Genomic DNA, 22,949 nt, shown 5'->3' with positions numbered 1-22,949 from the left:
AAAATTCAACAACTAACGTATGCGGCGCGAAGCCAATCCAATGCAGTCCTCGCGCGTCGCTTGATTTCACGGAATTTCACGGAGCTTGATCACGATGCGCCGTTTCATCTTCGGCTTGGCTTTCATTACTGCTTCCTGCGCGATGTTCCCGGCACGAGCTGAAGTCGACAAGATCATCCATGTCTGCGATCGGCAAGAACGAATGTGTCCGGAATTCAGGCCACGCGTGACGGCACCCGATGGGTGGGCGAGGGACGAGGCCGCGAGCCTCAAGTACGGTGTCTCGATGTTCGTGCCCAACGGCAAGAGTTTTGGTAAGGCCGAAGTGATCATCTATGCCGAAAGCCGCTACAACCACGACCGGACCGAATTGGTTGAATGGGTCGCAACGAGCGATAAGGATTGGGCGACGACATCCGGCAAGAATGCCAAGATCACCCCGCTTCTTTCGGTCAACCCCAAGGTCATCGTCAACCGCTACGATAATCCATCCTTGAAGGACCAGCCGGTTGAGTTAATCGCGCATTACGCCGATCTCGACAAGGACCGCAATTCTTACGTCGTGCGGCTCGCGGTCTCCGGCCGCACTGAGGCAGCGGTGCTGGCCGCGGTGCCGCTTATCGACAAGATGATCGTTGGCGCGAAGATTCCGTGAGAGCGTAGGCTTAGATCAGCTGCCCTCGGGCAGAGTGGGGCACTGAAAGTTCACGTTCGTTTCCTCACGCGCACCCGAGCGACACGAAGCTGACCTCGGGCGCAGCCGTCTGATCCATATCTGAACTGCCTGATTGACCGGCCTGAGCTAGTCCCAATTGCTCATAATTACAACCCTTTGCAGGGCGTTCCGGCGTGCTATGGATGAATCAGCTGCCGCGAGTGAGCCATGAGCGCCGAACAGTCGCCCAAAATCGTGATCGTCGACGAAAGCCCTGTCAGGGCCGCGATCCTCGAGGAAGGGTTGCGGGACGCCGGGTTCACCCAGGTCGTCCATATCAGTGAGATGCAGAGCCTGCTCGCCCGTATTTATGCGGTCGACCCCGACATCATCCTGATCGATCTGGAGAACCCCAGCCGCGACGTGCTGGAGGCGATGTTCCAGGTCAGCCGCGCCGTGAAGCGGCCGATCGCCATGTTCGTCGACCAGAGCGATTCAGCCTCGATCCAGGCCTCGGTCGAGGCGGGGGTGTCCGCCTACATCGTCGACGGGCTGAAGAAGGAGCGCATCAAGCCGATTCTCGACCTCTGCGTGTCCCGCTTCAACGCCTTCGCCAAGCTGCAGGAAGAGCTGGAGCGGACCAAGTCGCAGCTGGAGGACCGCAAGGTCATCGAGCGCGCCAAGGGCATTCTGATGAAGGTGAAGGGCCTGACCGAAGACGAGGCCTATGTGCTGCTGCGCTCCACCGCAATGCGCGAGAAGAAGAAAATCGGCGAGATCGCGCAGTCGATCATCACCGCGTCGGAGATGCTGAAATGACCGTTCCCCTCCGCATCGGGTTCATTCCGCTGGTCGATGCCGCCGCCCTGATCGTCGCCGTCGACAAGGGATTTGCCGCAGCCGAAGGCCTCGACGTCGAGCTGGTGCGCGAGGTGTCCTGGTCCAACGTCCGCGACAAGCTCAATATCGGCCTGTTCGACGCCGCGCATCTGCTGGCGCCGGTGGCGATCGCGTCCTCGCTCGGGCTCGGTCACGTCAAGGTGCCGATCGCTGCGCCCTTCAATCTCGGCATCAACGGCAATGCCATCACGGTGTCGCCGGCGCTCCATGCCGCGCTGATGGAGGAGATCGACGGCGATCGGTTTGACCCGATGGCGACCGCGAAGGCGCTGGCGAAGGTCGTTGCCATCAGGCGCAAGGCAGGGGCCGAGCCGCTGACCTTCGGCATGACCTTCCCGTTCTCCACCCACAATTATCAATTGCGGTTCTGGATGGCCGCGGCGGGCGTCGATCCCGATGAGGACGTGCGCCTCGTGGTGCTGCCGCCGCCCTACATGGTCGACAGCCTCAGGAACGGCCACGTCGATGCCTTCTGTGTCGGCGCGCCCTGGAATTCGGTCGCGGTCGATCTCGGCATTGGACACATCCTGCATTTCGTCTCCGACATCCTGATCCGTGCGGCCGAGAAGGTGCTGGCCGTCCGCCAGGCCTGGGCCGACAAGAATCCGGACGTGGTCGCGGCGCTGGTGCGCGCGGCCGTGAAAGCCGCCGAGTTCATCGAGCATCCAGTGAACCGCACGGAGGTGGCGCAGATCCTGGCCCAGCCGGAGCGGATCGGCGTCGATGCCGAGGTCATCCAGCGCACGCTCGACGGACGTCTGAAGATCTCGCCCGACGGCACCTTCCGCGAAAGCGGCCGCTACCTCCTCGTTGGGCGCGAGGGAGCAGGGCGCCCCGATCCGGTCCAGGCCGCCTGGCTCTATGCCCAGATGGTGCGCTGGGGGCAGACGGCCCTGACCCCTGACGGCGTCAAGACGGCAATGGCGGTGTTCAGGCCCGAGCTTTACGACGCCGCGCTGGGCAGCCCGGCGCCCCTTGAAGCTCCAGCGGCGTTCGGCGCCTTCGCCGGGCCTGTGTTCGATCCCGACAACATCCGGGGGCATCTGGAGGCCTTCGAGGTCGGGCGCTGGAAGACCTGATTCGGATCTGCTTCGTTTTCGGGCACGTAGGTTCGTTGGCTAATGTTTGGGCTGGCTGCTCGAATTTCGGGAGAGCTCTCGGGCCAGTATTTCCCATGGGCTATCCTAATCACTTGATATTTTAGAGTTTTCTATTTCGATCGAGCTGGCACGCAACTTGAATGTTGCGCTGCGGCCAGCTTGTCATAGGTGCCTGCTGAGCCAAGTCCCACAGCAACGAAGCTGAACGGACCGTCGGGTTGCGAAGCGGGCTCAGAGCCGGCCGAGTTCCCCGCGGGGCGCACAATTCCCGTCGAAGCCACTTTGGTGGCCGCAGGAGCTTCGTTACCGACCATGAAAATCGAAACGCTCTCAGTCGACTTCACCGACGAGCAGAAACGCTATCTCGAAGGCTTCACGACCGGCTTGCAGTTCAGCCGGGTCGGCCGCGGTCTCGGCGCGGGTGCCGGCAAGGCGAATGCCGAGCCTGTTGGTCCCGATGCCGTGCACATCAGGGCGCAGGACAAGGTGATCGCGTCGGGCAAGAAGCTCGCCGACCAGGAGAAGTTCAAGCGCGACGAGCATCCCTTCGATGCCTATCCGCGGCTGCGCCAGCAGGCGCTCGACAACGCACCGCCAGGCCCGGCGGACAATTTCCGCTGGCGCTATTACGGAATCTTCTACGTCGCGCCGACGCAGGATTCCTACATGTGCCGCCTGCGCATTCCGAACGGCATCATGAAGCACTGGCAGCTGTCGGGCCTTGCCGATCTCGCCGATGAGCTCTGCGGCCCGTACAGCCACGTCACGACGCGCGCCAACCTCCAGCTTCGCGAGATTCCGCCGAAGCATGCGGTGAAGCTGATCGAGGGTATCCAGGACCTCGGCCTGTGTTCGCGCGGCTCCGGCGCCGACAACATCCGCAACGTGACGGGAACGTCGACGGCCGGTATCGATCCACAGGAGTTGATCGACACGCGGCCCTATGCGCGCGAGTGGCACTACCACATCCTCAACGACCGCTCGCTCTACGGTCTGCCGCGCAAGTTCAACGTCGCCTTCGACGGTGCCGGCAGGATCGCGGTGCTCGAGGAGACCAACGACATCGCCTTCACCGCCTATGAGGTGAAGGACGGGTTCGGCGTCGAGCCCGGCGTCTGGTTCCGCCTCGGCCTCGGCGGCATCACCGGACACAAGGACTTTGCAAAATATTCCGGCATCATCGTCAAGCCGGAGCAGGCGACCGCCGTCGCCGACGCCATCGTGCGCGTGTTCATCGACCATGGCGACCGCACCAACCGCAACAAGGCGCGGCTGAAATACGTGCTCGACGCCATGGGCCATGACGGCTTCCTCAAGCTGGTCGAGGAGCGGCTGAAGGCGCCATTCACGCGCGTGCCGGAAGAGGCGTTTCTCCCGCGCCCCGCGGCGGATCGCATGGCCCATATCGGCGTGCACAAGCAGAAACAGGACGGCCTCAACTGGATCGGCGTCTCGCTGACGCTCGGCAAGCTCACCTCCGATCAGATGCGGGGCCTTGCCAAGGTCGCGCGGGATCTCGGTGACGGCGAGATCCGCCTCACGGTCTGGCAGAACCTCTTGATCCCGGGCGTGCGCGACGAGAATGTCGAGCTTGCGGTCGCGGCGATCAAGCGGATCGGGCTCGCGGTCGAGGCCTCGCACATCCGCGCCGGCTTGGTCGCTTGCACCGGCAATGCCGGCTGCCGCTTCGCCGCCGCCAACACCAAGCGTCATGCCGCCGAGATCGGCGACTGGTGCGAGCCGCGCGTCGCGATGGACAAGCCGGTCAACATCCACGTCACCGGCTGCCACCATTCCTGCGCGCAGCACTACATCAGCGACATCGGGATGATCGGCGCGCGCGTGCCGATCAATGAGGAGGATACCGTTGAGGGCTATCACCTCTTCACCGGCGGCGGGTTCGGCCCCGACGCCGACGTGGGGCAGGAGGTCTATCACGACCTCAAGGCCGAGGACGCGCCGAAGACGGTCGAACGACTGCTCAAGGCCTATCTCGCCCACCGCTCATCGCCCGATGAAACCTTCCTCTCCTTTGCGCGCCGCCATGACGGCGAAACGCTGCGCAAGCTTGCCGATGCACAGGTGTCCGCATGAACCAGATCACCCCTCCACCCAAGCTCGACATCATCCCACCCAGCGCACCGTTCTCGGAGGCGCAACGCTCCTGGTTGAACGGCTTCTTCGCCGGCCTGCTGTCGCCTGACGCCGCAACACCATTGTCGGCGGAGCAGGGCGCAGCCGTCATGCAAGCCGGTGACGGCGACGACGGCGAAGCGCCGTGGCACGACCAGACCATGCCGATTGCCGAGCGGATGAAGCTCGCCGAGGGACGACCCCTGCGCCGCAAGATGATGGCGGCGATGGCGCAGCAGGACTGCGGCCAGTGCGGCTACAATTGCCTCGATTATTCGGAGGCGATCGCGAACCGCAGCGAAGCACGGCTCAACCTCTGCGTTCCCGGCGGCAAGGAAACCGCGCGGATGCTGAAGTCGCTGTACGAGGAGCTCGACAAGGCCCCAGTGGCCAAATCGGCCGAAAAGGCGGACGCGGCGGCGCCGGCCGTGACAGTGACGATCGCAGAGCCGGGCCGCTCGCGCGACAACCCCGTGACCGCAACCTTCCTGTCACGCCGCCTTCTCAACAAGGGGAAGTCGGAGAAGGAGACTTATCACGTCGAATTCGATCTCTCCGACAGCAAGCTCGACTACGTCGTCGGCGACAGTTTCGGCGTGTTCCCGAGCAACGATGTCGGCCTCGTCGACCAGATCATCGCGCTGCTCGGCGCCTCCCACACCACCAAAGTCAACGGCAAGACGCTGCGCGAGGTGCTGATCGACGACGTCTCGCTGTCGCCGGCCCCCGACACGCTGTTCGAGCTGATCTCCTTCATCACCGGCGGCGCGGCGCGCGAGAAGGCGCGGGCGCTGGCGCAGGGCGAGGATCCCGACGGCGATGCCGCCACCCTCGACGTGATGGCGGCGCTGCAGAAGTTTTCCGGCATGCGGCCGCATCCCGAGGCCTTCGTCGAGGCGCTGGAGCCGCTGCAGCCGCGGCTCTACTCGATCTCGTCCTCGCACAATGCCACGCCCGGAAGGCTGTCGCTGACGGTGGATTCCGTGCGTTACGTCATCGGCAAGCGCAAGCGGCTCGGCGTCGCCTCGACCTTTCTCGGCGAGCGCATCAATGACGGCGACAAGCTCAAGGTCTACGTGCAGAAGGCGCACGGTTTCGGCCTGCCGCAGGACCCGAAGACGCCGATCATCATGATCGGTCCCGGCACCGGCATCGCGCCGTTCCGCGCCTTCCTGCTCGACCGCAAGGCCACCGGTGCGCCCGGCAAGAACTGGCTGTTCTTCGGCCATCAGCGCAGCGATTGCGACTTCTTCTATCAGGACGAGCTCAACGCCATGAAGACATCGGGCGTGCTCACGCGCCTGTCGCTGGCCTGGTCGCGCGACGGCGAGAAGAAGTTCTACGTGCAGGACCGCATGCGCGAGGTCGGCCGCGAATTGTGGACCTGGCTTGCCGATGGCGCGCACTTCTACATCTGCGGCGACGCCAAGCGCATGGCCAAGGACGTCGAGCGCGCGCTGGTCGACATCGTCGCCCAGTTCGGCGCACGTTCGACCGACGAAGCCATCAGCTTCGTCGCCGAGCTGAAGAAGACCGGCCGCTTCCAGGCTGATGTGTACTGACCGCTGCCGCTCACCGTTATCCGAGCCGGTTCCGACTGGCTCGGATTTGAACGAATAAGATTCTCGGAACCCGGGCCATCAGAGAATTTACGTCTGCGAGACGGCCGCCTCGGAGGAGGCGCATCGCTATTTTTGCCACCATCTTGCCTCCCGCCCTGGTTGATCCCTCATACTCCCACAAATGGGGCGTTGGAGATCGACCATGCGCGAACTATCGGCGGAAGCCAGGCTGCACTTCTACGCGCGCTCGCTCTCGCGGCAGACCCGGGCGAACGCCCATCATCTGGCGCTCTACAGCGCGTTTGCGGTCATCGCGGCGATCGTGTTCGGCACGCTCTCGGTGCATCCGTTCTGATGTCTCTGTGTAGGGTGGGTTAGCCGAAGGCGTAACCCACCACTGGTATGGCTGCAGCAGAAGAGGTGGATTACGCTTCGCTAATCCACCCTACGGCACCGAGTCTGCTCACGTCCCGCGCCTGAACGGCGCGACCTCGATCCCCGCATCCTTCAACGCCTGACGCACACCGCGCGCGATGTCGACCGCGCCCGGCGTGTCGCCGTGGATGCAGACCGTATCGGTCCGCATCTTGATCACCTTGCCCGTCACCGACACCACGGCGCCGTCCTGCACCATGCGCACCACGCGGTCGGCGATCGCCTTGGCATCGTGCAGCACCGCGCCGGGCTTCTTGCGCGAGACGAGGTTGCCGTCGTCCTCATAGGCGCGGTCGGCGAACACCTCGTGCACCATCGGCAGGTTGGCCGCTTCGCCGGCCTTCACCAGCTTCGAATTGGCGAGCACGACGAAGATCAGGCTGGGATCGACCGCCTTGATGCCGGCGGCGATTGCCTTCGCGGTCATGTCGTCCTCGCAGGCGACGTTGGAGAGCGCGCCATGCGCCTTCACATGGGTCACCTTGTGGCCGGCGGCGGTCGCGATCGCCTGCAGCGCGCCGATCTGGTAGGCGACGAGGTTCTCGATCTCGGAGGCCTTGAGCCCTGCGATCGGATGGCGGCCGAAGCCGTGCAGGTCGCGGTAGCCGGGATGCGCGCCGACCGAGACGCTGCGCGCCTTCGCCAATTCAACCGTCCGGCGCATGATGTCGGGGTCGCCGGCATGGAAGCCGCAGGCGACGTTGACCGAGCTTGCGAGCTCGATCATCGCCGCGTCGTTGCCCATCTCCCACGCGCCAAAACCCTCGCCGAGGTCGCAATTGAGATCGACTGTCTTCATGGGTGCTCTCCGCCTCTGGTCTTGTTGTGGCTTACGGCTCGGCCGTGACCTGCCAGGTCCCGGCATCGACGGCGCTGACCGCATGGCCCGCCACGTTAGCATCGCTGAGCGCCGCGATGTTGAGCGCGACGGTGTCGGAGGAGCGCAGGCGATCGGGCAGGCTGCGGATCAGCCGTGCAAACTTGCGTGCCTCGTCCTGCGCCTCGGCCATGCTGACGGCCTTGAAGCGGAACGCGGTTCCCGCCGAGGTCTGGGCGAGCCGGCCGACATCGGCCGTAATCACGGTTGCGATCTTCGGATAGCCGCCGGAGGTGCCGCGATCCATCATCAGCGCGATCGGCGCGCCGTTGCCGGGCACCTGGATGCTGCCGTTGACGGTGCCGTCGGAGACGATGTTGTGGCCGTGCAGATGCTCGATGGCGGGGCCTTCGAGCCGGTAGCCCATTCGGTCGGAGGTTGCCGATATCTTCCACTCGCTGTTCAGGAACAGCGCCTTGTTGGCCTCGTCGAACTCGTCATCCTGCGGGCCCGGCAGGACCCGGATCGGACCTGTCGCAGGCTTCGGCAATTCGATGCCTCGTTCCGGCGCACCGCTCGCAGCATCGACGCTGAACTCGTCGCCGGCCTGAAGCGGGCGCGGGTAGGGGCTGCCAAGGCCGGCGCGGGCATTGACCGCGAGACTGCCGAACACCGGCTCGCCCTTGATGGCGCCCTCGATCGCGAGATAGGTGAAGGCGCCGCCGCGGGCAAAACCGAGCGTCAAGGTCTCGCCGTCCTTCAGCGTCACCGATGTGTCCATCGCCACCGGGGTCCCTGCGATGTCCGCATTGCGCGGCGCGCCTGATATCGCGACGCGGACGGCGCCGTCGCGGGCAGTGAAGGAGGCGCCGAACGGGCCGATCTCCACGGCGGCGGCGAAAGGCTCGTTGCCGACCAGCGTATTCGCTGCCGCGAGCGACAGGCGATCCATCGCCCCGCTGACCGTCAAGCCGTAGCGCTGCGCGCCGAAACGGCCGCCATCCTGGACCGAGCTTGCAGGGCCGATGCTGGCGACGACGAGGCGGCTCATGCGTCCACCTGCTCGGCGACGATCTCGCCGGCTTCCGCGGCGCGGTCCAGGTCCGCGAACGTCTTGTGGTCGATGGCGAAGAACGTCACGCGATCGCCGGGCTCGGTGAGGAAGGTCGGATTGCGGTGGAGCTGATAGGTACGCACCGGCGTGCGGCCGAGCAGATGCCAGCCGCTCGGCGCGGCGAGGCATTGGATTCCCGCCTGGACACCGCCGATCGAGATCGTGCCGGCCGGCGTCAGCAGCCGCGGATTCTGCCGCCGCGACATGTGCAGCGATTTGTCGAGGCCGCTGAGATAGGACCAGCCCGGCGTGAAGCCGATCATGGCGACCTTGTAGTCGCCGCCCGCATGCCGGGCGATGATGTCGTCGGGCGTGGTGTTGAGCGCCTTCGCGACATCCTCGAGGTCGATGCCATGCTCGCCGCCATAGGCCACGGGAATGCGCCAGCGGCGCGCCTTGGTGACCGGCGGCAGCGGCCGAATGGCGATCGGAAGGATCTTCTCGCCGAGCGCGTCGAAACCGATCTTTTCGGGGTCGTAGTGCACCAGCAGCGAGCGATAGGTCGGCACGGTCTCGGTGATGCCGTCGATGGGGCTCGCAGCGAGCGACTTGTCGAGCGCCAGCACGCGCTGGTTGGCGTCCTCGTCGATGGTGCGGCTGAACTCGACCGTGACGGCGCTGTCGCCACTGGGCAGAAGGCGGGGCGGGGGAAGCGTCGCGGCCATTGAGCTGTCGAAGAGCTGTCGAAATCGGACTTTTGGAAGTGCGCGGGCTCGACGTTGAGTTCCGCGTTACCCCTGCTTCGCGTAAATGCGCCCGCAAGTCCAATAAATTAATGCAAGGGGAGCCGATAAAGCCTTGTTATCGCGTCGCATAACAGCTCAGCGGCCCTGCGTTATCGGGGCCCTCTTGGCTCTTGACGCAAGGGCTGCGGCTCGCAAGATGCGCGCGTTCTTTCCCGCCTATCCGGAGCTCGTTCTCGTCCATGTCGCTGTCCCCCGAAGCCCGCAAGACCCTCGCCGGCATCACCACCGCCACGATCACCACGGTCCTGCTGAAAAAGGGGCTGCGCAATGTGTGGATGCGCGGAGCCCGGCCGCTCCGCCCGGGCCTGCCGCGCCTGGTGGGACCGGCCTTCACGCTGCGCTTCGTGCCGGCGCGCGAGGATCTGGCGACGCCGGAATCCTGGTCGTCGCCGATCTCGACCCGCACCGCGATCGAGGCGATGCCGGAAGGATGCATCGCTGTGGTCGACGCCATGGGCATCACCGATGCCGGCATCTTCGGCGACATCCTGTGCGCGCGCATGGTCAAGCGCGGCGTCACCGCGCTGGTCACCGATGGCGTCGTGCGTGACGTCGAGGGCGTGCTCGGCACCAACCTGCCGGTGTGGTGCGACGGCTATGCCGCGCCGCCTTCCGTTGCGGGCCTGACCTTCGTCGGCTGGGGCGAGCCGATCGGCTGCGGCGGCGTTGCCGTTTTCCCGAACGACATCGTCGTCGCCGACCAGGACGGCTGCGTGCTGATCCCGCAGGCGATGCTCGATCACGTCCTCGCCGAGGGCGTCGAGCAGGAGCGGATGGAGGCCTGGATCGTCAACGAGGTGAATAACGGCGCGGTGCTGCCGGGCCTCTACCCCATGAATGCCGAAACCAAGGCGCGCTACGCCGCGAGCAAGAAGTAACCGGGAAGAAGAGAGGTCATTTCGATGGAGATCACTGTTGCAGGCACGCGGCCGACCCGCCGGGCGCCCAAGGAACACTTCACCGGCACTGTCTTGCAGGACCCCGTGATCATGGCGCCTGCGCCGGCACGGCTGAACTGCTCGCGCGTGTCGTTCGAGCCGGGCGCGCGCACCAACTGGCATCACCATCCGCTCGGGCAGACGCTTTACGTCATTTCCGGCGTCGGCCGCATCCAGGCCAAGGGCGGGCCGATCCGCGAGATCCGTCCCGGCGACACCGTCTGGATTCCGCCGGGTGAACTGCACTGGCACGGGGCATCGCCGACCAACGCCATGTGCCACATTGCCATGCAGGAAGCGCTCGACGGCGTCTACTCGACCTGGCTGGAGCCGGTCACCGACGCGGAGTACGGGGCCGCGCTGGGCTAGAGCCTCGTGTCCCGGCTCTGCGCGGCAACGCTTCGCGTTGCCACTTGCCCGGGACACGGCAATCTACATCCGATCTGCCGTCCACGTGCCCGCGCACATGGCGCCGCGCCACGCGCCGGAGCCCGAGCTGCCGCTGAGCCGGCCGAAGCCGACGGCGCGCTTGATGCCGGTGCTCAGGGTGACGTTGATGCCGCCGGCATCGGCGACGCGACCGGACGCGTTCACCTCGAGATTCCGGGTTCACGCTTCGCGTGCCCCGGAATGACTCGGTACTGGAGAGTGCAAAGAATTCAGTTCACGCGTGTCCAGGTCTGGCCGCCGCAGAACATGCCGCCGAAGGCGCAGCCCTGTACGCGCAGCCGGTCGGTGCCTTTCATCGCGATCGTGGAATCATAGGTCGAGCCGGAGTTCGGATCGAGGATGCGGCCGGACCATTTCTGGTCCTTGCCGGGCTTCATGTTGATCAGGACCTGCTCGCCGTTCTGGTTCGATCTGCTGTCGACTGAATAACCGCAGAGATTGCTGCCGCATTGCTCGATGCGAACCTTGCCTTCCTTCTCCTCAGTCAGCCAGACGCCGAGCGGTGAATTGAGATCGCGCGTGGGTGCCGCTGCAGGAGCAGGCGGCGCGACGGCAGCCGCCTGGACGGGGACGGTTGCCGGGGACGGAGCGGGCGGCGCCGGAGGGGCCGCAGCCGCGGCTGGGGCCGGTGGCGGTGTCACGGCGGGAGCTACCTGCTGCGTGGCCGGTGCAGGCGCCGGGGGCGGCGCGGGCGGCGGCAGCACGGCAGTCTCGGCCGGCGCATTGCTGGCGGTTGCCGCCGGAGGCGGAGCAGGCGGTGCTGCTGTGGCAGCGGGTGCAGCGGGCACAGGTGCCTGCGTAGCCGAGGGCGGTGGGGCGACGGGAGCGGGGGCGGGAGCTGGCGTGGCCGGCGATTGCGGCTCGACCGTGGCCTGCTGTGGCGCCTGCTGGCCCGGGGCCGTCTCGTTCTTCTTGGCCTTCTTGGGCTTGCTCTGGCCGGTGTTGTCGTAGACGCCGGGGATCTGCACCGTGCCGCGGTCCGGATCGATGCGGATGGTGCGCCCGCCATATTCGAACGTGTACTGCGCCTGTGCGGCGGTGCTCGCCAAAAGGAATGCGGCCGTGCCCAACAGCTTCCTCATTTCCGTCTCCTGAACAGGTGGTCCCCGGACCGACGCTTACGCGCCGGTTCGCTCGCAAAAAGTGATCTAGATCACTGTCGTTGGTATGAGTCGTCTTCCGGTGGTTCCGGGTTCAATAGGCCCGGAGCCGGTCCAAACTTTGGCCAATCCAAACTTGGGCCAATCCAAACTTGGGCCAAGGCAAGCGACAGGAGGACGCGGTCTAATCGAAAGGCCGCATAGATCCTCTTGTAGGTGCCGCCTTCCATGGCAATGTGCAGCCACTGGTCGACGAAGGCCTTCAGCGCAATGTCGCGCTGGATCCAACAGGCCTTTTCCGAAAAATCGAACGGTCTTTCGGGGAGGTAGAAATCGAAGGGAATCCTTGACGTGACGATCTCGATGTACGAGGCCTCGGTCGGCCTCTTCGCGCCCTATTTGCGCAACCTGTCCGCGCTGCTCGACAAGGGCGTCGCTGATGCGGAGGCCCGCAAGTTCAATCCCACGGTTCTGCTCGGCATGCGCCTTGCGCCGAACATGTACGATCTGGCGCAGCAGGTCGGCGAAGCCTGTCGTCACGCGGTGGTCGCGCCGGCCTTGCTGGCGCAGTGCGAGCCGGTGGCGCTGCCGGCCCTCGAGCACGACATGGCCGGTCTTCAGGCGCGCATCGCAACGTCCCTCGAGTTCATCGAAAGCCTGCCGCGCGCGGAGATCGATGCGGCTGCGGAACGGAATGTCTTCTTCAGGTTGAAGAACGGGACCGAACTGCCCTTCACCGGGCGGACACTGCTGCTGACATTCAGCGTCCCGCAATTCTTCTTTCACGTCACCACGGCTTACGACCTGTTACGACACGCCGGCGTCGAGCTCGTGAAGAAGGATTATCTCGGACGGCGGTAGAGCTTACGCTTCGCCCTTGCGCTCGTAGTCGGCGAGCGAGCTTCGGCCGGCGATCTCGCTGCGCAGCTCTTCGAAGCGACGATGTGACTCGTCCTCCCGTTCGTCAACGAAGCGCACGGCGGCCTCGCTCGTCATCGGGCCGCTGACCACGGGGGCGGATTGCTCTCCGATGGTTTCATGGACGTAGTACTGGCCGTCATCGCCGCGATGGACCGTCCATTTCAGGCGGATCGCGACCATCGGACCGGGGCCAACCTTGCTGTAGCCATCCGCATCGATGTGCTCCGGCACCAGCGGCTGCTCGTCGATCATCGGATGCTCGTCGACCGCATGATGTTCTTCGACCGACGGCTCCTCAGCGACGACGACGATCTCGGTCTCCCGGATGGTTTCGGTTTCCCGGATGGTTTCTGTCTCACGAACGACGAGGACGGGCTCGGGATGCTCCAGGATGCTGGCGATGGTCGCGAGCGCGTGGTCGGTCGGGTCGATCTCTGACAAGGGTTCATCCTCCAGCTCGACGCGGCGAGCCAGTCTGTCCCACTGCCGCCGCGGCGGGTCTTATTACGCGCGTTTGATTAAGGCTGAGTTGGGGCTCGATCTGCACCAAAATGGGACGCTTTCTGGCGCTCCGAAGGCGGGCGCACGCCCGCCCGCAGTTCGGCTCAGCCCAGCACGTCCTGGTTGATGACGTTTTGCCGGATGGGATCGCCGTCCAGCACACTCAGGATGTTGCGCGCGGTCTGTTCGCTCATGCGCTGGACAGCCTCGACCGTCACGCCGGCGACATGCGGGGCGACGATGACGTTGGGCAGCGCGAACAGCGCGTTGCTGACCGGCGGCGGCTCCACCTCGAAGACGTCGATGCCGGCGCCGGCGAGCTTGCCGGAGACTAGGGCGTCGTAGAGCGCTGCTTCCTTCACGATGCCGCCGCGCGCGGTGTTGATGAGGTACGACTTCGGCTTCATCCGGCCGATCCGCGCCCCGTCGAACAGGCCGACCGTCTCCGGCGTCTTCGGGCAGTGGATGGTGACGAAGTCGGCGTTGGGGAGCGCGGCGTCGAGGTCGGTGACGGGCTCGCAGCCGGCGGCCTCGATGTCGGCGGCGTCCTTGTAGGGATCGTAGACCTGCACCTTCATTTCGAAGGCCAGGCAGCGCTTGGCGGTGCGGCTGCCGATGCGGCCGAAGCCGACGATCAGCACGGTCTTGCCGTAGAGGTCGAACGGCAGCATGCCGAGCCGGTCGGCCCATTTGCCGTCCCTGACACAGGCGTGCATCTCCTGCGCGCGCTTGGCCAGCGTCAGCATCATGAACAGCGCCGCTTCCGCAACCGAGGGCGAGTTCGCGCTGCCCGCCACCATCAGCGGCACCTTGCGGCGGGAGAGGGCGGGCACGTCGACGGCGTCGTAGCCGACGCCGATGCGGGTCACCACCTTCATGTCGCGGGCGGCTTCGAGCTCGGTCTCTCCGAAGGCCGTTGCGCCGAGGGCGACGCCGTGGACGGGGGCATGGCTCTTCAGCAAGGCCTCGAAGTCCTTCGCCGAGATCAGGTTCGGAAACTCGACGAGCTCGATATCGTCCCGCTGGGTGAGGAGGGCACGTGCCCCTTGCGACAAAGTTTGTGTAACGAAAATCTTCTTCTTGTTGGTCGCCATCGCTCCCCTGCCTGCTCGCGTTTCTTCACGGCGTCACAACACGACGCCGGTCTCTTCATTTAGCAGGTGCATGTTGTTGAGGTCCATCGCCAGGCGCATGGGTGCCCCGTCCTTGGCGCCGGCATTGGGATTGACGCGGCCGCAGACCGGCGTGCCGTCGAGCCCGAAATAGACCAGCGTCTCCATTCCCATCGGCTCGGTGACGTCGAGCACCGTGTCGAAGGTCTCGACGCCGGGCTCCAGATGCGCGTGCGACTCGGTGAGATGCTCGGGCCGGAGGCCCAGCAGCAGCTTGTCGGTGCGCGGCAGCGCGTTGTAGCGCGCGGCGCGGGCCGGCGGCAGCGGGAAGGCGATGCGGTCGGTGAGGCGGATCTGGAGCGTGCCGCCGACATCCTCGAGCCGGCACGGAATGAAGTTCATTGCCGGCGAGCCGATGAAGCCCGCGACGAAGCGCGTCGCCGGCTTGTGGTAGAGCTCGTTCGGCGTGCCGATCTGCTCGATGCGGCCCTTGTTCATCACCACCACGCGATCGGCCAGCGTCATCGCCTCGACCTGGTCGTGGGTGACGTAGACCGTGGTGGTGCGCACCTTCTGGTGCACTTTCTTGATCTCGATCCGCATCTGCACGCGGAGCTTGGCGTCGAGATTGGACAGCGGCTCGTCGAACAGGAACACCTTCGGATTGCGCACGATGGCCCGGCCCATCGCGACGCGCTGGCGCTGGCCGCCGGAGAGCTGCTTCGGCTTGCGGTCGATCAGGTCGGTGATGTCGAGGAGGCGGGCGGCCTCCGTCACCCGGGCCTTGATCTCGGCCTTGGGGTAGTGCTTCAGGCGCAGCCCGAACGACATGTTCTCGGCGACCGTCATGTGCGGATAGAGCGCGTAATTCTGGAACACCATCGCGATGTCGCGGTCCTTTGGCGGCACGTCGTTGACGACGTCGCCGCCGATCATGATGTCGCCGTCGCTGATGTCCTCGAGGCCTGCGATCATGCGCAGCGTCGTCGACTTGCCGCAGCCGGAGGGGCCGACCAGCACGATGAACTCGTGGTCGGCGATGTCGAGGTCGATGCCGCGCACGGCTTCGACATCGTCGTAACGCTTGACTACCTTCCGCAAAGCAACGTCAGCCATCGAACTTCAGCTCCTCGTCATCAACCCTTTGTCGCGCCGGCGGTCAGGCCGGCAATGTAGTAGTCCATCAGGAATGCGTAGATGATCAACGGCGGCGCGGCGCCGAGCAGCGCGCCGGTCATGATCTGCCCCCAGTTGAACACGTCGCCCTTGATCAGCGTTGTAATGATGCCGACGGGCAAAACGAGCTGGTCCGTTGAGGTCGTGAACACGAGCGGATAGAGGAATTGCGCCCAGGACACGGTGAAGGCGAAGATGGTCGCGGCGATCAGGCCGGGCAGCGCGACCGGAATGAAGATCCGCGTCAGAGTCTGGAACCAGGACGCTCCATCGATGATGGCGGCCTCGTCGAGTTCCTTCGGGATCGAGGCGAAATAGCCGATCATGATCCAGGTGCAGAACGGGACCGTCAGCGTCGGATAGATGAAGAGCAGCACGTACCATCTGTTGATCAGCTGGACTCCCGTCCAGTCGCCGATCAGCGCGAACATCTTGAACAGCGGAATGAACAGCAGGCTGTCGGGGACGAGGTAGGTGAGGAACACGCCGGTGGCGAGCGTCGCCGAGCCCCAGAACTTCATGCGTGCCAGCGCAAACGCGGCCGGCACGCTGATCAGCATGGTGAGGGTCACCACGATGATCGAGACCCACGCCGAATTCCAGAAGAAGCGCAGGAACTGGTTGGACGTCAGCAGCTCGGCATAGTTTTCCAGCGTCGGATGGAACACCCACCAAGGGTTGGTCGCCGCCGAAATCTCGGCGCTGCTCTTCAGCGAGGTGATCAGCATGTAGAGTGGCGGCGTCAGCGAGAAGATCGCAAACAGCACCAGGAAGAAGTAGGACCAGCGCAGCGCCCAGGCGCGGTCGCGGCTCATGCTGCCGTATTTGACGTCGCGGCGCGGTCCGGCCTTGTCGATTGTCATGGTGCTCATCAGGCTTCGTTCCCGCGTTTGTTGACGTCGCGAAGGATGAAGATTGCGGCGACCGCCAGGATCGGCACCATGAACAGCGAAACGCTGGCGCCGAGCGGAATGTCGCTGCCCTCGATGCCGACCCGGAACGCCCATGTCGCAAAGATATGGGTGTGATCCAGCGGGCCTCCCGCGGTCAGGATGCGCACGATGTCGAAATTGGCGAAGGTGACGATGAGGGAGAACAGCGTGGTGATCGCGATGATGTTGCGCATCATCGGCAGCGTCACATACCAGATGCGCTGCCACCAATTGGCGCCGTCGATGGCCGCGGCCTCGTAGAGCTGATCGGGCACCGATTTTAGGGCGGCCAGATACATGATCATGAAGAAGGGCGCGCCATACCAGACGTTGACCAGGATCACGGCGAAACGCGCCCAGGCGGCGTCGCCGGTCCACGGGATGGGCCCGATACCGAAGAATGCAAGTGTGTAATTGAAGGCGCTGTAGGACGGGTCAAACAGCCAGAGCCAGGCAAGCGTGCTCATCGCGGGCGGGATCACCCAGGGCACGAGCAGCATGCCGCGCCATTTGCGCTGGCCCTTGGCCGGAATGTTGTGAACGAAATGCGCGACGACGAATCCGATCAGGGCCTTGAAGACCACGGCCGTGATGGCGAAGATGCAGGATTGCTTGACCACCAGCCAGAATGTGTCGCGCCTGAACAGAAACTCGAAATTGCCGAAGCCTACAAACCTCTGCATCGACTTGTTCAGCGTTGCCAGATGCAGCGAATAGAAGGCCGGATAGACCACGAGCAGCGTGATCAGCAGGATCAGCGGCAGCGTCATCAGGAACGCCGCGGTCGATTTCCGCCTCAGGATGTTGTGCAGGCTTGCACGTTTACGGGCGCTCGCAGGCCGGGCGACGCCAGGTTGCCGAACTACGGCATCAGCCATGATGCATCTTCCTCGCAGAATTCGTTCGCACGGAAGCCGGCGGACCGGCTTTGGAAATTGATGCGTGTGGCGGCAGCCAGACCGGGCGGCTCACGTCCTACTTGAGCCGCCCGGTCGCTGTCTCAGCTTCGCATAAAGCCTTCGCACTCGCCTTCCGCCCAAGCGAGCGTCGCCTCCATCTTCTCGCCCTGCGCGTAGCGGAGGCACATCTTGGTCAGCGTCGCCTGCGCATAGATCTGCTGGGCGATCTTGGGCGGAGCAGGAGAAGCCGCAATCGACAGCGTCTGGTGATTGTGGGGATTGGGATAGTGATAAAGGGTGCCCTTCGGCGGCCCTTCCTCCTGCCAGGTCTTCAGCGTCGTCATATTCGCGTAGGCCGGCAGGTCGTAACCGCCGCTCGCGGCCACGAACTTCTCGATCGATGACGGCTGCGACAGATGCGTGAGCAGGCTCTTCGCCGCTTCCTTGTTCTTTGAGAAGCTCCAGGTCCCCCAGAAATAGGGTAGGTAGGGCGCATAACGGCCTTTCGGACCAGACGGCATGCCGTGGGTCCAGCACTGTTCGGCGACCTGCGGCGCGTCGCGCTTGGCGACCGCCCACGCGCTCGGGGGATTCATGATCAGCGCGCCTTTGCCGGAGATCAGCCATTTATTGTTGGAGGCGTCATCCCAGGCAGCGACGTCGGGCGGCAGGACCGCGATCAGTTTCTTGTAGAATTCGAGCGCCTGGCGAACCGCGTCCGTCTTCACCGTGAGATCGCCCTTGGCATTGACGAGCTCAGCGCCGAACGATTGGAAGATGGCGCCGGCAGTGTCGGTACTATCGGTGGTCTCGCCCAGGCCGATGCCGAAAGGCACGCCGCCTTTTTGGCAGGCCTCGGCCGCCTTCAGGAATGTCTCCATTTTCCAGTTGTCGGCCTTGGGCTGGCTGCCGGCCGGATACATTTCCAGGATATCGATATTGGCGAACTTCTTGAGGAGATCGATGCGGGAGCAGGGCCCCTTGATCTGGCTTCCGATTGTTGCGGGCACCGCAAGCCATTTGTTGCCGGCCCGTCCCAGATATTTGACGGTGCCGTTCACGTCGCCGTTCTGCTTGATGATCGGCTCCATGATGTCATTGACCGGCTCGAGCAGTTCGGCATGGGCGTGCGGCCACCATGTCGGCATCGCCAGGACATCGTGACCTGACTTCGCCGCCGCCTCGGCCGCGATGGTGAGCTCGATCTTCTTGCCCTGACTTGTGATGTAGTCGATCGTCACCTCGACCTTTTCCTTCGCCGCCCATTCGTTGACGAGCTCGGTCGAGGCCTTGTTGGCGCCCGGAACCCAATGGTCCCAGAAGCCGATCGAGAGCTTGCCGGCGGCGTAGGCGCCCCGGACGTAGGGCGCCGTGATCAGCGCCGCGGAGGACATTGCAGTGGCAGCCACAAATTGACGTCGCGTCAGTGTCTTGCGTGACATCTCGTTTCCTCGCCTGGGTGTTGTTGTTGGAGTTTCCTCTGAGAGACTTTTGAGCTTCTTGTTTTCGAATTTTCTTATTGATGCCGGCGGTCGACGTGAAAATTCACGCCGCCCGGGGCAAATTGGTAGCGCGATCAGATCATGATTGATGGCGTCTGTCGAGAAAGCCGAGCGGCTCCGCGTCTAAAACTAACGTTGTGCCCAAGACGTGCGTCGCCGCATGTCAGAACCATGCGTCGAACTTGAACAGCAAACGCACATTTTGCGACGCACACAGCGCACAGATCAACCCGGAACGATCCGTTGCGCAATTACGCCGCAGTTTCGAATGAGCCTGCATAACCGCTTCGCGCGACAGACTTTTCCGGCGTGGACAGCACTCGGCCCTGTCTGGACCGCGAAGCGCTGGAAACGATAGAGTTCAGCTGGTGGTTTGCTTCCGCCCGCCAAGCCCAATTGGATCGACGATGGAGACGAGAATGATCAATGCGGCGCCGCCAGCGCGGCCTTACCTGCGACGATGGCTCGCGCTGGGGTCTATGCTCGCGCTGTTGCTCGGCGCGACGTCGTGGGCGAATGCTCAGGGATTGGTCAAAGGCGTTCAGGAAGGCGCTGCGGCCGGGAACAAGGCGGCAGGTCCCGTCGGTGGCGTGCTCGGCGGCGCAATCGGCGGCGTGGTTGGGGTCTTCACGGGCGTGCTCGGCGTCGGCAACAACAACGGCGGCAATCCTCCGCCGGCCGCCAAGGAGTCCAGCAAGGACGCCAAGCAGCAAGGCGCAGCCAAGGACAAGGCGGCCAAGAGCGCCAAGCCGGGCAAGGGCGCCAAGGCGACCAAAGAGGCCAAGAACACGCCGCAGGACAAGGGCAACAAGGACGTCACGGTTCTAACCCAGCCCGGCACGCCGCAGCTGACCGCCGAACAGATCGTCGCCAACAGCGATTCCTACATCGAGCGGATCAAGACCCAGCTGAACCTCACGCCGGAACAGGAGAAGCACTGGTACGGCTTCTCGAGCGCGATGCACTACCTTGGGCACAATGGTGCAGAGCGGCTCAACCTGAGGGTCGCGCGCGCCAAGCGGGATCCGCCCGACGACATCATCGAGCAGATGCGCAACGAGGCCCAATTCCTGATTGATCGCGCCGCCGACCAGCGCAACGTTGCCGACGCTGCCGAGCCGCTCTATTCGAGCCTCGACGACAAGCAGAAGCAGGTCTTCATTCAGGAGATGGTGCACCTCAGTCACGAGCGGGGGCTGGACTGATCAAGTTGAATCGGTCCGGGCGGGGCCGAATTAACGGCGCCCGCCACGAATTCGTGAATCCTCCCCGCAATTCGATTATGATTAGCTTCGTAAGCTGACTGCGGGGTTGATATGGCGGACGGACTCTCCGTTTTCCTGGTCGAAGACGAGGCGTTGATCCGGATGATGATGGCCGACATGGTGGCGGAACTCGGCCACCACGTCGTCGCGGAAGCGGATAATGTGCGCGACGCCAGCGCCTTTGCCATGACCGCGCAATACGACATGGCCATCCTCGACATCAATCTCATGGGTGTCTACGTCGATCCAGTCGCCGATCTGATCGAACGTCGCGGAAAACCGTTTCTGTTCGCCACCGGCTATGGTCCGGAACTGCTGCCGTCCTTGCTCCGACGCAGGCCGATCCTGCGCAAGCCGATCGCAATGGATCAGCTCAAGGCGATGATCGATTCGATGTTTCCCGGGCCGTCAACCAAAACTCTGGGCTGACCGATCACGCCCGACGCGCACGGCCGCAGGGTGATTCAGCCGGCTCAGTTGCGACCGCTCCTCAGCACCTTGGCAATGGTGTGGGCCGTCATGGCTGCGCGATCCGACGCGCGCTGAGCAGCCAGCCGGTCGCGTGCCTTTTCCTCGATCAGGAGTTCGATCAGGGCCAGCCGCTTGTCTTCGCTGTCCGCTTCGCTCAGCAGACGGTGATAGCGGTGATAATCGAAACCCAGATCCTGCTTACGCATGTCACGCCCCCGCAACTACGCCACACACGGGAAGATTGTTTCGTATCTGAAACATGCACGCAAGCACGTTCCGGCCTGGAACCGGGCGCGTGCTGAATCATCTGTGAATTACTGGAACACGCCAGCAAGCGGAGCGTGATCGTCCGTCAATCCGCAGTGTGGTCGGCAAACATCTTCAGGCCGACGAAGCTCGCATCGGGCTTGATCACCAGCCTGGTCGGGATGTCGCGCAGATAGTCCTGGAAACGTCCCTTGGCTTCAAAGCGCGCCCGGAACGCGGAGGCCGCGAGGAACTCGCGAAAGCGCGGCACGATTCCGCCGGCGATATAGACGCCGCCGCGCGCGCCGAAGGTCACGGCGAGATTGCCGGCGACCGAGCCAAGGGTGGCGCAAAACATCTCCAGCGTCGCGCGGCTGACGGGACAGCTGTTCTCCAGCGCGGCCTTGGTGATGGCGGCGGCGTCGCGATGCGGCACCTGGACGCCATCGATCTCGGCCAGCGCCTCGTAGAGGTTCTGCAGCCCGGAACCAGAGAGGGCGCCGCGCTCGATGGAGACGTGGCCGAGGCGCCGGCGCAAGCAGGCGATCACGCGTTCCTCGCGCTCGTTCTCCGCCGGCAGGGTCGCATGTCCGGCCTCAGTGACGACGGCCAGTCGCGAACCATGGCGTTCGATCAGACAGGAGACACCAAAGCCAGTTCCGGGCCCGACGACGAGCAACGGCTCTCCGGGCAGGCCATCGCCTCCGCCGAGCGGAATCAGATCGGCAAGCTGCAAGGCGGGCAGGGACCAGGCCACCACCTCGAAATCGTTCAGCACGTGCACGCTGTCGAAGCCGAGCGCGGGCTGCAGCTCGTTGCCGTCGATGACCCAGGGGCTGTTGGTCATGACGCAGCGGTTGTTGGTGACGGGACCGGCAACGGCCAGCACCGCCCTTTGGGGCTGCTCGCCGCCTGACCGGCGCGCCAGGACATCCGCGATGGCTTCCCGTACGGTCGGGAAGTCGGCGACCTTCACGTAGTCGATCGGTCCGGTCTGATCGTTCCGGTTCAGCGCGAAGCGCGCATTGGTGCCGCCGATATCGGCGAGAAGAATGGTTCCTGTCTTGCCGATGCCCATAGCCCTGCGGCTTCCGCGGCCTTGCGGCCCTCGGGAACCTCTCCTCCGTTCCTGATCCGATCCGCAAACCGCGGACGGTCTGAGAATCCTCGCTTGGTTGTTCCTAGTCAACACGGACAAGGTCAAACCGTTGCATTCTGGGCAAATCCTGGCTGTCAGCGCGGTATCGCCGCACGCGGTCGGTGGTTGCTAAGCTGCGCCGGAAGATCGACATTGGGAAGGAGCGTCCGGCGCCTGACGCCGGACGGATCGAGTGGGGCCCTGCAATGAAGATTTCCGACCGCGACGTGTTGCTGGTGATCGACGTGCAGAACGACTTCTGTACCGGCGGAGCGCTCGCCGTTCCCAGTGGCGAGAAGGTCGTCCCTGCCATCAACCGGATCGCCCAGAAATTCGCCAATGTGGTGCTGACCCAGGACTGGCATCCGAGCGACCATGTCTCGTTCGCGTCGAACCATGCGGGCAAGCAGCCGTTTCAGGTCATCGAGCTCGACTACGGCACGCAGGTGCTATGGCCGCCGCATTGCGTGCAAGGCACGGCGGGCGCCGAATTTCATCGCGATCTCGACGTGAAGCGGGCAAGCCTCGTGGTGCGCAAGGGCTTTCGCCGTGGCATCGATTCCTATTCGGCGCTGTTCGAGAACGACCATCGGACGCCGACCGGACTGCTTGGCTATTTGCGCGAACGCGAGCTGAAGACCGTCTTTGTCGCCGGTCTGGCGCTGGACTTCTGCGTCCGCTTCTCGGCGGAGGATGCGCGTAAGGCGGGGTTGGAGGTGGCCGTCATCGAGGATGCCTGCCGTGGCATCGATCTCGACGGCTCGGTGGCCGCGACCCATCAGAGTTTCAGGGACCGCGGCATCGCTGTCGCCAGCCTCGAGGCGTTTCTGTGAGGA

General features: G+C 64.3%; 24 protein-coding genes and 2 pseudogenes. 12 read left to right on the top strand and 14 right to left on the bottom strand.

Annotation, left to right across the window (positions count from 1 at the left end):
* Positions 1–94: 94 nt before the first annotated feature.
* The 6 genes from EDE08_RS10335 to EDE08_RS10310 all read left to right on the top strand — a co-directional run bounded on the left by EDE08_RS10335 (position 95) and on the right by EDE08_RS10310 (position 6,705).
* Positions 95–655 carry a hypothetical protein gene (locus EDE08_RS10335; RefSeq protein WP_131868771.1) on the top strand — a complete coding sequence of 187 codons (561 nt, stop codon included), beginning with the start codon at positions 95–97 and terminating at the stop codon, positions 653–655.
* Between the two features lie 228 nt (positions 656–883).
* Positions 884–1,474: an ANTAR domain-containing response regulator gene (locus EDE08_RS10330; RefSeq protein WP_061881694.1), complete on the top strand. Its 591-nt coding sequence runs from the start codon at positions 884–886 to the stop codon at positions 1,472–1,474.
* Entirely contained in the window at positions 1,471–2,634 is a 1,164-nt protein-coding gene (locus EDE08_RS10325; protein WP_131868770.1) for a CmpA/NrtA family ABC transporter substrate-binding protein, read from the top strand. The genes EDE08_RS10330 and EDE08_RS10325 overlap by 4 nt, the downstream gene beginning before the upstream one ends.
* Before the next feature lie 333 nt (positions 2,635–2,967).
* Positions 2,968–4,749, top strand: a complete 1,782-nt coding sequence (locus EDE08_RS10320) for a NirA family protein (protein ID WP_131868769.1) — start codon at positions 2,968–2,970, stop codon at positions 4,747–4,749.
* Entirely contained in the window at positions 4,746–6,350 is a 1,605-nt protein-coding gene (locus tag EDE08_RS10315; protein WP_131868768.1) for a sulfite reductase subunit alpha, read from the top strand. Before EDE08_RS10320 ends, EDE08_RS10315 begins: the two co-directional genes overlap by 4 nt.
* 202 nt (positions 6,351–6,552) lie before the next feature.
* Entirely contained in the window at positions 6,553–6,705 is a 153-nt protein-coding gene (locus tag EDE08_RS10310; RefSeq protein ID WP_035677849.1) for a hypothetical protein, read from the top strand.
* Positions 6,706–6,813: 108 nt separating this feature from the next.
* Here EDE08_RS10310 and EDE08_RS10305 read toward each other — a convergent pair whose 3' ends face one another.
* Genes EDE08_RS10305 through pxpB form a run of 3 tightly spaced genes read right to left on the bottom strand, consistent with a single transcriptional unit; the run spans position 6,814 to position 9,381 of the window.
* Positions 6,814–7,584 (bottom strand): LamB/YcsF family protein, encoded by a 771-nt coding sequence (locus EDE08_RS10305; RefSeq protein ID WP_131868767.1) that lies wholly within the window; start codon positions 7,582–7,584, stop codon positions 6,814–6,816.
* 31 nt (positions 7,585–7,615) lie between these two features.
* Positions 7,616–8,653, bottom strand: a complete 1,038-nt coding sequence (locus EDE08_RS10300) for a 5-oxoprolinase subunit C family protein (RefSeq protein WP_131868766.1) — start codon at positions 8,651–8,653, stop codon at positions 7,616–7,618.
* The gene (gene pxpB, locus EDE08_RS10295) at positions 8,650–9,381 is read right to left on the bottom strand and encodes a 5-oxoprolinase subunit PxpB (RefSeq protein WP_131868765.1); all 732 of its coding nucleotides are present in this window, start codon (positions 9,379–9,381) and stop codon (positions 8,650–8,652) included. The genes EDE08_RS10300 and pxpB overlap by 4 nt, the downstream gene beginning before the upstream one ends.
* Positions 9,382–9,641: 260 nt before the next feature.
* Between pxpB and EDE08_RS10290 the strand changes: the two genes are divergently transcribed.
* Positions 9,642–10,340: a ribonuclease activity regulator RraA gene (locus EDE08_RS10290; protein WP_027550912.1), complete on the top strand. Its 699-nt coding sequence runs from the start codon at positions 9,642–9,644 to the stop codon at positions 10,338–10,340.
* Between the two features lie 24 nt (positions 10,341–10,364).
* Complete coding sequence (locus EDE08_RS10285; protein ID WP_131868764.1) at positions 10,365–10,769, top strand: (R)-mandelonitrile lyase; 405 nt, start codon at positions 10,365–10,367, stop codon at positions 10,767–10,769.
* A 63-nt stretch (positions 10,770–10,832) separates the two neighbouring features.
* On the opposite strand, the pseudogene EDE08_RS38350 reads toward EDE08_RS10285, so the two are convergent.
* The 3 genes and pseudogenes from EDE08_RS38350 to EDE08_RS39055 all read right to left on the bottom strand — a co-directional run.
* Positions 10,833–10,994, bottom strand: a pseudogene (locus tag EDE08_RS38350) (hypothetical protein); the annotation flags it as partial.
* A 65-nt stretch (positions 10,995–11,059) separates the two neighbouring features.
* On the bottom strand, positions 11,060–11,932 hold the full coding sequence (locus EDE08_RS10280) for a DUF2147 domain-containing protein (protein ID WP_131868763.1): 873 nt from the start codon (positions 11,930–11,932) through the stop codon (positions 11,060–11,062).
* 209 nt (positions 11,933–12,141) lie between these two features.
* Positions 12,142–12,273: pseudogene (locus EDE08_RS39055) on the bottom strand (transporter substrate-binding domain-containing protein); the annotation flags it as partial.
* A gap of 40 nt (positions 12,274–12,313) precedes the next feature.
* Between EDE08_RS39055 and EDE08_RS10270 the strand changes: the two are divergent.
* Positions 12,314–12,811, top strand: a complete 498-nt coding sequence (locus EDE08_RS10270) for a DUF1993 domain-containing protein (RefSeq protein WP_131868903.1) — start codon at positions 12,314–12,316, stop codon at positions 12,809–12,811.
* Between the two features lie 3 nt (positions 12,812–12,814).
* Here EDE08_RS10270 and EDE08_RS38345 read toward each other — a convergent pair whose 3' ends face one another.
* The 6 genes from EDE08_RS38345 to EDE08_RS10240 all read right to left on the bottom strand — a co-directional run bounded on the left by EDE08_RS38345 (position 12,815) and on the right by EDE08_RS10240 (position 18,933).
* Positions 12,815–13,312, bottom strand: a complete 498-nt coding sequence (locus EDE08_RS38345; RefSeq protein ID WP_165935804.1) for a hypothetical protein — start codon at positions 13,310–13,312, stop codon at positions 12,815–12,817.
* A 164-nt stretch (positions 13,313–13,476) separates the two neighbouring features.
* Positions 13,477–14,466 (bottom strand): hydroxyacid dehydrogenase, encoded by a 990-nt coding sequence (locus EDE08_RS10260; RefSeq protein WP_131868762.1) that lies wholly within the window; start codon positions 14,464–14,466, stop codon positions 13,477–13,479.
* Positions 14,467–14,499: 33 nt separating this feature from the next.
* On the bottom strand, positions 14,500–15,600 hold the full coding sequence (locus tag EDE08_RS10255) for an ABC transporter ATP-binding protein (protein ID WP_035712328.1): 1,101 nt from the start codon (positions 15,598–15,600) through the stop codon (positions 14,500–14,502).
* A 20-nt stretch (positions 15,601–15,620) separates the two neighbouring features.
* On the bottom strand, positions 15,621–16,532 hold the full coding sequence (locus EDE08_RS10250; RefSeq protein ID WP_131868761.1) for a carbohydrate ABC transporter permease: 912 nt from the start codon (positions 16,530–16,532) through the stop codon (positions 15,621–15,623).
* Positions 16,532–17,470: a carbohydrate ABC transporter permease gene (locus EDE08_RS10245; RefSeq protein WP_131868760.1), complete on the bottom strand. Its 939-nt coding sequence runs from the start codon at positions 17,468–17,470 to the stop codon at positions 16,532–16,534. Before EDE08_RS10245 ends, EDE08_RS10250 begins: the two co-directional genes overlap by 1 nt.
* Positions 17,471–17,592: 122 nt before the next feature.
* Positions 17,593–18,933 carry an ABC transporter substrate-binding protein gene (locus EDE08_RS10240; protein WP_131868759.1) on the bottom strand — a complete coding sequence of 447 codons (1,341 nt, stop codon included), beginning with the start codon at positions 18,931–18,933 and terminating at the stop codon, positions 17,593–17,595.
* 479 nt (positions 18,934–19,412) lie between these two features.
* Here EDE08_RS10240 and EDE08_RS10235 point away from each other — a divergent pair, with 479 nt between their 5' ends.
* Both EDE08_RS10235 and EDE08_RS10230 read left to right on the top strand, forming a co-directional pair.
* On the top strand, positions 19,413–20,198 hold the full coding sequence (locus tag EDE08_RS10235) for a Spy/CpxP family protein refolding chaperone (RefSeq protein ID WP_131868758.1): 786 nt from the start codon (positions 19,413–19,415) through the stop codon (positions 20,196–20,198).
* A 111-nt stretch (positions 20,199–20,309) separates the two neighbouring features.
* The gene (locus tag EDE08_RS10230) at positions 20,310–20,687 is read left to right on the top strand and encodes a response regulator (RefSeq protein ID WP_131868757.1); all 378 of its coding nucleotides are present in this window, start codon (positions 20,310–20,312) and stop codon (positions 20,685–20,687) included.
* Between the two features lie 44 nt (positions 20,688–20,731).
* Here the strand turns inward: EDE08_RS10230 and EDE08_RS10225 are convergent, their stop codons facing one another.
* Both EDE08_RS10225 and glk read right to left on the bottom strand, forming a co-directional pair.
* On the bottom strand, positions 20,732–20,935 hold the full coding sequence (locus EDE08_RS10225) for a hypothetical protein (protein WP_131868756.1): 204 nt from the start codon (positions 20,933–20,935) through the stop codon (positions 20,732–20,734).
* Positions 20,936–21,081: 146 nt separating this feature from the next.
* A complete protein-coding gene (gene glk, locus EDE08_RS10220; protein WP_131868755.1) occupies positions 21,082–22,053 on the bottom strand; it encodes a glucokinase in 972 nt (323 codons plus the stop codon).
* A 266-nt stretch (positions 22,054–22,319) separates the two neighbouring features.
* Between glk and pncA the strand changes: the two genes are divergently transcribed.
* Entirely contained in the window at positions 22,320–22,946 is a 627-nt protein-coding gene (pncA, locus tag EDE08_RS10215) for a bifunctional nicotinamidase/pyrazinamidase (protein WP_165935805.1), read from the top strand.
* The last annotated feature ends 3 nt before the right edge of the window (positions 22,947–22,949 follow it).

The organism is Bradyrhizobium sp. R2.2-H (assembly GCF_004346455.1).
In the GTDB taxonomy this organism is placed as follows: Bacteria; Pseudomonadota; Alphaproteobacteria; order Rhizobiales; family Xanthobacteraceae; genus Bradyrhizobium; species Bradyrhizobium diversitatis.
Note: the sequence above shows the minus strand (reverse complement) of the source record. Positions and strands in the feature narration are given on the sequence as shown.